Consider the following 11,075-nt stretch of genomic DNA (forward strand, 5'->3'; position numbering starts at 1 on the left):
CCCTCGGTGCCGTGGTGGAAGTGCCCCGGGCTCTGCTGCAGCACATTGAACGGCACCATGCCGGCGAGTACGTTGGCGTCGGGCATCACGGCCTGCAAACGCTCGGCGTTGGATATGCCGTTTTGCAGGCTGATCACCGGGGTCCCCGGTGCCACATATTCTGCGAGTGTGCGGCCGGCCTCTTCGGTGGCGGCAGACTTCACGGTCACCAGCACCAGGTCGGCCCGGGCCGCCACGTCGGCCGTGGTGAGGTACTGCCCCTCGTTGAGGTAGGCCTCGTAGTGGAAGCCCTCGTAATCGGTGGCCCGTAACGGGTGCTCTTTCAGCACCTGTTGCATCCGTGGGCGGCCGATGAAGGTCACGTCCACGTCCGCCGACATCAGGCGGGCGCCGATGTAACAGCCCACACTGCCGGCACCGAAGATGACCACCCGGGGTGGCTGGGTCGAGTTGTCCATAGTTCGCATCCGCTCGGAAATCACCTGGAGTCGTCGCCGACCGGTAGCGAGCGACGTTTCTCCAGCTACCCAGCGACTCTACCGGGGTCCGGGCGCTTGTCAATCCTGGCGTGCGGTGTCGGGACGTCGGTGGGCCGCGGCGGCTTCGCGGATTTTCTCCATGGTGATTTCCCGGACCGCTTCCTGGCTGATGCGGATGTGGCGGGTGAGCTTGTCGGCCGCCTCCTCGGCACGCCCCTGGCGTAGTAACTCGAGGATTTCCGAGTGCTCCCGGTAGGTGGCGTCGATGCGGTCGTCGCGGGTGAAGTCCAGCCGGCGGATGATGCGCAGGCGCTCGGTGATCTCCCGGTGGATGCGGGCCATCTCCCGGTTGCCGGCCGCCGCCACCAGGTCGCAGTGGAAGCTTTCATCCAGCGCGCGTACCGTGCTGCCCACCGCTCGTTCGGAGGGGTGGTCCGGGTTCCAGATGGCGGTCAGGGTACGCAGCGTCTGGGGTGGCTCCGGCATCTCGCAGAGCTTGTGCACGGCCGCCCGTTCCAGAGTGATCCGCAGGTCGTACAGCTCCCCCACCAGCTCAAAGTCCAACGGTTTGACCTGCCAGCCGCTGCGGAACAGCACGTCCACATAGCCTTCCCGCTGAAGCCGGTACAGGGCTTCCCGCACCGGCGTGCGGCTGGCATGCAGGCGGGTGCCCACGTCCCCTTCGCTGAACTTGTCCCCGGGCAGCAGGCGGAACTCGAAGATGTCCTCCTTCAACGCCTCGTAGACCCGGTCTGCCATGCTTTCCTTGCGACGCGGTACTGGTTTTACCGTCATAGCTCGTTTCCCACTTGTCACCGTCGTTACGGCTGAGATCTCACAACAGGGGCACGGGCCGGTGACCGGCAACGCCCCACTCATTCTTGCTAAACGTCGATGCTCAGCAGCGGTTCTCCCGGTGCCACTGCCTGGCCGGTGGCGGTATGCAGGGCACTGATCTGGCCACTGACGGTGGCCTTCACTTCAAACTCCATTTTCATGGCTTCCACTACCATCAGGGTGTCGCCCGAGCGGACCCGGTCGCCAGGCTGCACCAGGCAGCGCCAGATATTGCCCGCCATCTCCGCCCGTATCGTTTCACCAAAGCGGGACAGATCGGCCTCCCCGGTCGGGTCCGTGGCCGGGGTCAGGCTGGCCGGCTCGGCGGGTTCCACCTCCTGCCATCTGGACGCCTCAAGGGCGTACGCCTGCTGTTGCCGCGCGCGAAAGCGTTCGATGTCTTCCCGATGCTCTGCCAAAAAGCGTTGGTGGTCCCCCAGGTTGAAATCTTCCTCGTCGATGCGGATCGTTAGTTGCCCGCACCGGAACTGTTCCCGCTGACGTTCCAGTTCCGCCTCGGACACCGGGTAATAGCGGATCTGGTCGAAGAACCGCAGCAGCCACGGCGAGCCGTCCCGGAACTGGTTGTTCTTCAGGTACTTGTTCCAGATCGGCAGGGTGCGGCCCACCAGTTGGTAGCCACCGGGGGAATCCATGCCGTAGATGCACATATAGACCCCGCCGATGCCCACGGTTCCCTCGGCGGTGTGGGTGCGGGCCGGGTTGTATTTCGAGGTCAGCAGGCGGTGGCGGGGGTCCAGGGGCACCGCGCAGGGCGCGCCCAGGTAGACATCCCCCAGGCCCAGCACCAGGTAACGGGCCCGGAACAGGGTGTCCCGCACCGCCTCGCGACTGGGCAGACCATTGATGCGCTGGATGAAGTCCACATTGTTGGGCAGCCAGGGCGCTTCATCCCGTACGGATCGTCGGTAACGGTCCACCGCGTCCAGGGTGGCGCTGTCCTCGAAGGCCAGGGGCAGGTGAATCACCCGGCTCCTCACCGTGATTTGGTCTTCCGGTGGCAGCCGGTCTTCCAGCGCTATCAGGAAGTCCATCAAGGCCTGTTGGTCCAGGGTGGTGGGCTCGTAACGCAGCTGCAAAGAGCGGACCCCGGGGGAGAGTTCCAGCAGGCCCTCGGGTCGGCGGGCCTCGATGGCCTCCATCAGGGCATGCACCCGCAGCCGGGCACCCAGGTCGAGTACGTCGTCGCCGTATTCGAGCAGGAGGTACTGGTCGCCGGCGCGGCGATAGCTGACCGCCGGACGTAGCGCGGTGGTGGGCCGGTGGGCCAGCAGGGTGGCGGAACGCTCGCCGGACGCTAGGAGCGCGGGCCGGTGCCAGGACACCGCCGGTTGCGTCTGCAGTGTCTCGATGGCCAACGTCTGGCGTTTGCGCAGGGCCACCGCGGTGTCGTGGTCCATGGCCACAAAGCGAATGGTGTCTCCGGGTTTCACCTGGCCCACCTTCCACAATTCCGCACTGGCGATGGTTACCGGGCACACGAACCCGCCCAGGCTGGGGCCGTCCCGGGTCAGGATCACCGGCATGTCACCGGTAAAGTTGATGGAGCCGATGGCGTACTGGCAATCGTGAATGTTGGACGGATGCAAACCCGCCTCGCCGCCGTCCGGCCGGCTGAAATCGGGCTTGGGCCCCTTGAGGCGGATGCCCAGCCGGTTGGAGTTGTAGTGCACCTCCCAGTTGTGACTGAAGAACCGCTCGATGGAGGCGTCGGTAAAGAAATCCGGGGCGCCATGGGGACCATAAAGCACACCGATCTCCCAGTGACTGGGGTAGTCCGGAACCAGCATCGGATCGGCGGCCATGGGCGCCTGAGGTGGTGCCGTTGTGTGGCTGGCCGGGTTTGCCGCCTCGCCGAGCGCCAGGGTATCGCCCTGGCGCAGTGGCCGGCCGCCATGGCCGCCAAACCGGCCCAGGGCAAAGGTGGCCCGGCTGCCTAGATACTCGGGCACGTCGATGCCGCCACGGATGGCCAGATAGGTCCGGCAACCCTGCCGGGCACGGCCGGTGTTCAGCACCTGACCGGATTCGACGGAGACCGGGGTCCAGAAGGGCACCGGTTCGCCGTCCAGGGTGGCGTCGGTGGGCGCGCCGCAGAGGGCGATCACGGCAGCCCGGTGGAACCTCAGCTCCGGCCCCACCAGGGTGGCCTCCAGCCCCGCGGCCGAGGGCGCATTACCCACCACCCGGTTGGCCAGGCGAAAGGCGTAGTCATCCATCGGCCCCGACGGCGGCACACCGATGTGCCAGTACCCCACCCGGCCGGGGTAATCCTGAACCGTGGTGTAGGTGCCCGGTTGCAGTATTTCCAGCGCCTGAGGCCAGTAGTTGAAACGGTCCAGGGTACGGGTGGTCATGGTGGCGGTGTCGAACGCCGGAAGCGCAGTCACTTGGCGCAGGTAGTCCAGGTTGGTGCTGATGCCCATCAGCCGGGTGGCGTCCAAGGCAGCCCTCAGGCGTTGCAGGGCCTGGGGCCGGTCATCGCCGTGGACAATCAGCTTGGCCAGCAGCGGATCGTAACGGGCGGACACCTCGGTGCCGGTTTCCACCCAGGTGTCGATGCGCACGCCGTCTCCGGGCCAGCGCACTTCCGTCAGCTCGCCAGGGCAAGGCTGGAAGTCCCGCAGGGGGGCTTCCGCGTACAGCCGTACCTCCATGGCGACGCCTTGCGGCTTGGGCGTGACCGTCGCCAGGTCCGGGCCCTCGCCGGCGGCGGTGGTGAGCATCCAGGCAACCAGATCGATGCCGGTCACCGCCTCGGTCACCGGGTGCTCCACCTGCAGTCGGGTGTTGACCTCCAGAAAATAGAAGGTGTCACGATCAGTGTCGACGATGAACTCGACGGTACCGGCAGAGCGGTAGTTCACTGATTGGCCCAGAGCAATGGCGGCCGCCGACATGGCGTTGCGAACGCCCTCGGGCAGGCTGGGAGCGGGCGTCTCCTCAATCACCTTCTGGTGCCGGCGCTGCAACGAACAGTCCCGGTCCCCCAGGGCGATGACTTGTCCGCTACCGTCGCCAAAAACCTGAACTTCCACGTGGCGGGCGTTGGGAACGTAGCGTTCCAGGAACACCCCGCCGTCGCCAAAGAACTGCTGGCCCTGGCGCTGCACCGCTTCGAAGGCCTGCTCCAGTTCTGCACCATCGTTGCAGTGGCTCAGGCCAATGCCGCCACCGCCGGCGGTGGTTTTCAGCATCACCGGGTAACCCAGGCGATCGGCCTCGGCCAGGGCGTTGTCCCGTGAGGTGAGCAGGTCACTGCCGGGCAGCAGGGGCACATTGGCCTGTTGCGCCAGGGCCCGGGCGGAATGCTTGAGGCCGAAGGCCCGTATCTGGTCGGGGGTGGGGCCTACAAACACGATGCCCGCCGCTGCACAGGCCTCGGCAAAGCCGGCGTTCTCAGACAGGAATCCATAGCCCGGGATAATGGCCTCCGCGCCACTCTGGCGGGCGGCGGCCAGCACCTGGTCGGTGTCCAGGTAGGTCTCGGCAACGCCCTGTCCGGCCAGGGCAATCGCTTCGTCGGCCAGGGCCACGTGTGGGCTGTGGCGATCTTCGTGGGCGTACACGGCGACACTGCGAATCCCCAGCCGTTTCAGGGTGCGCAGGATGCGGACGGCTATCTCGCCCCGGTTCGCGATCAGTACGGTGTTGAACATTCAGTAGCTTTCCTGGGTGGAGCCGGTTTGGCCCTGCTGGCGGTCGGTCACATAGGCGCGCCAGCTGCCGTAGTGGGTGACGTCCCGTGCCTGCTCCAGGGCATAGCCCTCGCAGATGAAACCGTTGACCCAGCGGCCATCGGAAAGCTCAATGTTACCAAGTCCCAGCGGCGGGGGAATCAGGTCGACGAAGGAACCGAACGCGGTGGCCGCCATTTCCCAGAGTTCCACCGCAATGGCTTCGCCCTGGCCCTTGCTGACTCGCCGCAGGCCGGGCTTGGCGGGCACAGTGTCCGCCAGGGCGTAGAGTCGGTACCGGGGTGCCGTGGTGGTTGCCCCCAGCAGCGTCGCCCGCCGCTCGGTGAGCTGGCGATTCAACGGCATGCCGCTGAGGTGCGCGCCCACCACCGCCACGGTAATGGTGGTGTCCGGCCGAGGGGGGAGCAGGGGTTCCGGTGGGCGGGGCAGGCCGGTAGCCCCCAGTGGTGAAGGCTGGGCGTTGAGCCAGCGGCTGGCCAGGGCCAGCAGGTCGGCGTCCCGCCAGGCCCCGCTGATCAGGGTGACGCCGAAGGGCAGGCCGTCTTCCCGGAACCCGGCGGGCACCGCCAGGGCGCAGAAATCCGCCAGGTTGACGAAATTGGAGTACAACCCCAGCCGGCTGTTGAGGGCGACCGGCTCTGCCTCCACCCCGGCGATGGTGGGGGCCAGCGGCGCGGTGGGCACCAGCAGGCCGTCCACCTGCGCCAGGCTGGCGTCGATCTGGCGCACCAGCTCGTCGCGCCGGTACAGGCTGCGGAAACTGTCGCTGGCGGTAAACTGCCGGGCGGTGGCGATGATCTCCCGCACCACCGGGTTCACCGCGTCGCCGTGGTTCTCAAGGAACGGTTCCAGGGTGGCGTGCCGCTCGGCCACCCAGGGCCCCTCGTAAAGCAAGGCGGCCAGCTCGTGTAGCCGGCCGAAATCCATGGGCACCAGCGTCACCCCCAGCGCCCGCCACTGGTCGAGGCAATGCTGCCATTGCAGGCGCACGTCCACGTCCACATCCCGGGGCAGTGAGGATGGAATCGCCAGCCGGTGCAGCGGGCCGGGACGGCGGATTGCCGGGCCGTCACAGGCGAACGCTGGCGGTGCCTGGCGGGAATAGGGATCGGACGGTTCGTACTGTGCCAACAGGTGATAGACCTCGGCGGCGTCCCCCGCCGTCAGGGTAAAGAGGGAAACACAGTCCAGGGACCGGCATGCTGGCACAACGCCGTCTATACTGAAGGCGCCCCGGGTGGGCTTGAGTCCGACCAGGTTATTGAGACCGGCTGGAACACGCCCGGAACCGGCGGTGTCGGTGCCCAGGGCCAATGGTACCTGGCCGCGGGCCACCGCCACGGCCGAGCCGGAGCTGGAGCCGCCACTGATCACCTCCGGGTTGAAACTGTTGGGCACCACCCCGTAGGGGGAGCGGGTACCCACCAGCCCGGTGGCAAACTGGTCCAGGTTGGTCTTGCCCAGCACCACGGCACCCGCCGCCTTGAGCCGGGTCACGGTCGCCGCGTCCCGAACCGGGCGATAGGCATAGGCCGGGCAACCGGCGGTGGTGTCGAAGCCGCGGACGTCGATGTTGTCCTTCACCGCGACGGGAATGCCATAGAGCGGCAGGGCAGAGGGATCGCCGCCGGCCTCGGCCAGGGTCTGCGCCAGTTCGCCGAGCGCCTCGGCCAGGCCGTCCGGGTCTAGCACCGCGATCCAGGCCGGGTCGTCCGATGGGATCCGGGTCAGCAGGGCGGACAGCAGGACACCGGGCGATGCGCCATTGCGGTAGGCGGTGCGCCAGTCATCCAGGGTCCATCCGAGTGTTGAAGGCATTGCACTCCCCTTTGGGGTCGGGTGTCGTCAACTTGTATACAACGCTATTGGCAAGCCTTATGCCAGATCTTCTGCATCAAGTTAATTCTATATATTACAGATAGTTGGCTTGATTTCGCCGTTCCCTTCCCAATGTATCCTGCACGCTAATGGTGCGTTGGCACCAAAATGCGCCCAATGGCGGGGCGCTTCCCCGGAAATTCCGCTTCCTGTTCGCGCGCAGTTTCATAAGATTCTGATAAAAAAGGTTTTATTATTAAGTCTTGGCAGATTTTACAGCCCTGTTGATCGCGGCCTGAGAGGTTTTCGGACCTGAAAAATGAATTGAAACGGTGCAGAAATGGTGGGTAATGGCTTGCTCGAGATAACTTGTATACAATGTAACTAATTGAAAATGCTGAGTGTTTTTGTTTTCTGGAACGGCTGATGCAGTAGGGGTGAGGTGCTAAGACACTCGTACCTACCAAACCAGGAAAAGGACGCACAACATGACGATTAAAAAACACGTGAAACTTGGTCTCTCCGCACTGGCTCTCTCCATTTCCATGACTTCCATGGCTGCCGAAGACCCCATCAAGGTCGGCATCCTCCACTCCCTGTCCGGCACCATGGCCATCAGTGAGTCCACCCTGAAAGACACCATGCTGATGCTGATCGAGAAGCAGAACGAGGAAGGCGGTGTCCTGGGCCGCCAGCTCGAACCGGTGGTGGTGGACCCCGCTTCCAACTGGCCGCTGTTCGCCGAGAAAGCCCGCGAGCTGCTGGCAAAGGAAGAGGTGGACGTGATATTCGGAAACTGGACCTCGGTGTCCCGCAAGTCCGTCCTGCCGGTGGTGGAAGAGCTGAACGGCCTGCTGTTCTACCCGGTTCAGTACGAAGGTGAAGAATCCTCCGAGAACGTGTTCTACACCGGCGCGGCGCCCAACCAGCAGGCGATTCCGGCGGTGGACTACCTGATGAACGAGATCGGTGTGGAGCGCTGGGTACTGGCGGGCACCGACTATGTGTACCCCCGCACCACCAACAAGATCCTGGAAACCTACCTGAAAGACCATGGCGTCGCGGCAGACGACATCATGATCAACTACACCCCGTTCGGTCATTCCAACTGGCAGTCGATCGTTGCCGACATCAAGCAGTTCGGCTCCCAGGGCAAGAAAACCGCCGTGGTCTCCACCATCAACGGCGATGCCAACGTGCCCTTCTACCGCGAGCTGGGCAACCAGGGCATTTCGGCCGCCGACATCCCGGTGGTGGCCTTCTCCGTGGGTGAGCAGGAACTTTCTGGTATCGACACCGCGCCGCTGGTGGGCCACCTGGCCGCCTGGAACTACTTCATGAGCGTGGATGCCGACGCCAACTACGACTTCATCGACGCCTGGGTGGAGTACACCGGCAACGAGGAAGCGGTCACCAACGACCCGATGGAAGCCCACTACATCGGCTTCAACATGTGGGTGGAAGCGGTTGAGAAGGCCGGCACCGCCGACGTGGACGCGGTCAAGGATTCCATCATCGGGGTTACCGTGCCCAACCTGACCGGCGGCTACGCCACCATGATGCCGAACCACCACATCACCAAGCCGGTGCTGATTGGCGAGATCCAGGATAACGGCCAGTTCTCCGTGGTCTGGGAAACCCCGTCCACCGTGGCCGGCGATGCCTGGTCCGACTTCCTGCCGGGTTCCAAGGACCTGATCAGTGACTGGCGCAAGCCGCTGGAGTGCGGCAACTACAACGTGGTGACCCACAGCTGTGGCGGCGCCGCCGAAGTCGCCGGCGAGTAAGTCACGCTGACCCTGTCGGGGCGGGTGCCGGTACTCCGGCGCCTGCCCTGGTTTTTCACCGTTAGCCAGCCACCCACTCCATGAACCACAGGAAGTCACACATGAGCATCCTGCGATCGCTCACCGGCCTGCTGATGCTGCTCTGCCTCACCCTGGGGCCGGCAACCATGGCTCAGGCCAACGACCGCGAAGCCACGGCCCTGCTAGAGGCCCTGGCAGACGCCTCCTACGCACAAAAGAAGCAGGTGATCCGCGACATCGCCGGCAGCGGGGACGAGCGCGCCCGCACCTGGCTGGAGGCCTTTGCCGACGGCAAGCTCAGCCGTATGGAAGACAGCGGCCAGTTTGTCATCGTGCTGGAGAACCGGGGCCGCACCTGGACCGTTGCCGACGCCCTCACAGGCGAGACCGTTGGCGAAGTGTCCCGCCGCAACCTGGACCGCATCCGAATCAACAATGCCCTGCGCAACGAGCTGGAGGGCATTCTCTCGGTCATCGACCTGACCGTGGCCAACGCCGACACCCGGCTGGCCGCCGCCCGCGCCCTCAAGGGCGAGGTGGACGCCGAGCTGGCCGAACGGATCGGCACCCTGCTGGCGTCCGAAACCGACAGCGACGTGCGCAGCGCCCTGGAAGAAGCCCGCGCCATTTACCGGGTGGCGCAGGGGGATATTGAGGCCGTCGCCGTGTTGTCCGGCAGCCTCAACGCCCAGGCCCGGGCGGCCCTCAACAACGCCGCCCAAAGCGACGACGCCGAACTGGCGGCCGCCGCCGCCAAGGCCCTGGAAAGCATCGAGACCAAACTCAAACTCAACAGCGCCGCCGAGACCCTGTACTTCGGCCTCTCCCTCGGCTCGGTGCTGGTGCTGGCGGCCATCGGCCTGGCCATCACCTTCGGCGTGATGGGCGTGATCAACATGGCCCACGGCGAACTGATCATGCTCGGTGCCTACACCACCTGGGGCATGCAGCAACTGCTGCCGGGCCAGCCCGGCCTGGCGCTGATCCTGTCCATTCCCGCCGGGTTCCTGGTGGCGGCCCTGGCGGGCATCGCCATCGAGCGCAGCGTGATCCAGCACCTCAAGGGGCGTCCGCTGGAGACCCTGCTGGCCACCTTCGGGGTCAGCCTGATCCTGCAGCAGCTGGTGCGCACCGTAATCTCGCCGCTCAACCGGACGGTGATCACCCCGGACTGGATGAGCGGCTCGCTGATGGTGAACGAAGCGCTGTCACTGACCCTCAACCGCCTGTACGTCATTGGCTTCGCCCTGGTGGTGTTCGCCGGGCTGATGCTGATCATGCGCAAGACCCGCCTCGGCCTGGAAGTCCGCGCCGTCACCCAGAACCGCGCCATGGCCCGCTCCATGGGCATCAAGGCCACCAAGGTGGACATCCTCACCTTCGGCCTCGGCTCCGGCGTCGCCGGCTTGGCCGGGGTGGCGCTGTCGCAGATCACCAACGTCGGCCCCAACCTGGGCCAGAGCTACATCATCGATTCGTTCATGGTGGTGGTGTTCGGCGGCGTCGGCAACCTCTGGGGCACCCTGGTGGCCGGCCTGTCCCTCGGCACCATCAACCAGGTCCTGGAACCCTGGGCCGGTGCGGTCCTGGCGAAGATCGTAGTGCTGGTCTTCATCATCCTGTTCATCCAGAAACGCCCGCGCGGACTGTTCCCGCAGAAGGGCCGTGCTGCCGAAGGATAAGTCATGGGCTCATCAACACTGAATACCTCCAAGCCGTGGCTGCTGCGCCCCTTTAACGAGCGCTCCACGCAACTGTTCCTCGGCGTCCTGTTTGCCGCCGTCGCGCTGGTCACCCTGCTGCACCTGGTCTTCCCGGAAGGCCACGCCCTGCATGTCAGCGCCTACACCGTCACCCTGCTGGGCAAGTACCTGTGCTACGCCCTGCTGGCGGTGGCCGTCGACCTGGTGTGGGGCTTCCTCGGTATCCTCAGCCTGGGCCACGGTGCCTTCTTCGCCCTCGGCGGCTACGCCATGGGCATGTACCTGATGCGCCAGATCGGTGATCGCGGCGTCTACGGCGACCCGGTGCTGCCGGACTTCATGGTGTTCCTGAACTGGCAGGAACTGCCCTGGTTCTGGCACGGCTTCGACATGGCCTGGTTTGCCTTCGCAATGGTGCTGCTGGCCCCCGGCCTGCTGGCGCTGGTGTTCGGCTTCCTGGCGTTCCGCTCGCGGGTCACCGGGGTGTACCTGTCCATCATCACCCAAGCGCTCACGTTTGCGCTGATGCTGGCGTTCTTCCGCAACGAGATGGGTTTCGGCGGCAACAACGGCCTCACCGACTTCAAGGACATCCTGGGCTTCGACCTGCGTTCCGACGCCACCCGTCTGGCGCTGTTCATCGCCACCGGCATCGCCCTGGCCATCGGTTACGTGGTCTGCCGGGGCATCGTGCTCAGCAAGCTGGGCCGG

Annotated in this window: 7 protein-coding genes; 3 read left to right on the forward strand and 4 right to left on the reverse strand. The window is 65.3% G+C overall.

Annotated features, from left to right (window positions below; translation table 11 throughout):
• From R3175_RS17400 to atzF, 4 genes are all read right to left on the reverse strand, one after another.
• Positions 1 to 458: 2-dehydropantoate 2-reductase N-terminal domain-containing protein (locus R3175_RS17400; RefSeq protein WP_318945613.1), on the reverse strand; the 458-nt coding region annotated here is incomplete at its 3' end.
• A 99-nt stretch (positions 459 to 557) separates the two neighbouring features.
• The gene (locus R3175_RS17405) at positions 558 to 1,274 is read right to left on the reverse strand and encodes a GntR family transcriptional regulator (RefSeq protein WP_318945614.1); all 717 of its coding nucleotides are present in this window, start codon (positions 1,272 to 1,274) and stop codon (positions 558 to 560) included.
• A gap of 89 nt (positions 1,275 to 1,363) precedes the next feature.
• On the reverse strand, positions 1,364 to 4,996 hold the full coding sequence (gene uca, locus R3175_RS17410) for an urea carboxylase (protein ID WP_318945615.1): 3,633 nt from the start codon (positions 4,994 to 4,996) through the stop codon (positions 1,364 to 1,366).
• Complete coding sequence (gene atzF, locus R3175_RS17415; protein ID WP_318945616.1) at positions 4,997 to 6,853, reverse strand: allophanate hydrolase; 1,857 nt, start codon at positions 6,851 to 6,853, stop codon at positions 4,997 to 4,999.
• A gap of 488 nt (positions 6,854 to 7,341) precedes the next feature.
• On the opposite strand from atzF, the gene urtA reads away from it, so the two are divergent.
• From urtA to R3175_RS17430, 3 genes are all read left to right on the forward strand, one after another.
• Entirely contained in the window at positions 7,342 to 8,640 is a 1,299-nt protein-coding gene (gene urtA, locus R3175_RS17420) for an urea ABC transporter substrate-binding protein (RefSeq protein WP_318945617.1), read from the forward strand.
• Between the two features lie 101 nt (positions 8,641 to 8,741).
• Complete coding sequence (urtB, locus tag R3175_RS17425) at positions 8,742 to 10,343, forward strand: urea ABC transporter permease subunit UrtB (protein WP_318945618.1); 1,602 nt, start codon at positions 8,742 to 8,744, stop codon at positions 10,341 to 10,343.
• A gap of 3 nt (positions 10,344 to 10,346) precedes the next feature.
• Positions 10,347 to 11,075: ABC transporter permease subunit (locus R3175_RS17430; RefSeq protein WP_413231791.1), on the forward strand; the 729-nt coding region annotated here is incomplete at its 3' end.

It is taken from the genome of Marinobacter sp. (assembly GCF_033722735.1).
Lineage (GTDB): Bacteria > Pseudomonadota > Gammaproteobacteria > Pseudomonadales > Oleiphilaceae > Marinobacter.

Bases quoted from the DNA above. Each gene is read 5' to 3' on its own strand.
- R3175_RS17405 (WP_318945614.1), bottom strand. From the start codon at position 1,274: ATGACGGTAAAACCAGTACCGCGTCGCAAGGAAAGCATGGCAGACCGG.
- uca (WP_318945615.1), bottom strand. From the start codon at position 4,996: ATGTTCAACACCGTACTGATCGCGAACCGGGGCGAGATAGCCGTCCGC.
- atzF (WP_318945616.1), bottom strand. From the start codon at position 6,853: ATGCCTTCAACACTCGGATGGACCCTGGATGACTGGCGCACCGCCTAC.
- urtA (WP_318945617.1), top strand. From the start codon at position 7,342: ATGACGATTAAAAAACACGTGAAACTTGGTCTCTCCGCACTGGCTCTC.
- urtB (WP_318945618.1), top strand. From the start codon at position 8,742: ATGAGCATCCTGCGATCGCTCACCGGCCTGCTGATGCTGCTCTGCCTC.